This is a genomic window from Liquorilactobacillus sicerae (assembly GCF_029916425.1).
Lineage (GTDB): Bacteria > Bacillota > Bacilli > Lactobacillales > Lactobacillaceae > Liquorilactobacillus > Liquorilactobacillus sicerae.
On the sequence record NZ_JAHAVQ010000290.1, the window covers coordinates 1 to 423 of the forward strand.

General features: G+C 33.3%; 1 protein-coding gene. It reads right to left on the reverse strand.

Annotated features, from left to right (window positions below):
• Positions 1-94: 94 nt before the first annotated feature.
• Positions 95-423: serine hydrolase domain-containing protein (locus KH893_RS12490; RefSeq protein WP_281166363.1), on the reverse strand; the 329-nt coding region annotated here is incomplete at its 5' end.

Consider the following 423-nt stretch of genomic DNA (forward strand, 5'->3'; position numbering starts at 1 on the left):
ATGAATAAGTATGATTTTTGTTGACAATAAATTCATCCGGAGACAAAAAATCAAATTTCTTGCCAAGTGAATTATTTAAATTATCGGCATAATTTTATTTCGTTAATATTCTTAAAATACCTGCCAAAATTTTAAAATTAGTTGCATCGTAATGCCAACTTCCAATCGGATACCTTTGAATAGCATGGTTTACATACCAATCGATATATGCGTTATCATCTTTTAAATTCGTTGGGTTACCTTTGACCGACAATCCGGAAGTCATCGTTAACAGATTATGAATGCTTATTTTTCCGGCGTTAGGAATTTTGGGATAGAAAAGACCAAGCTTTGTTTGCAAACTTATTTTGCCAATCTGAATCTGTTTCATAATCAACAAAGCCGTCAAACCCTTTTGAACTGAGGCCATTCCGTAAAGCGACT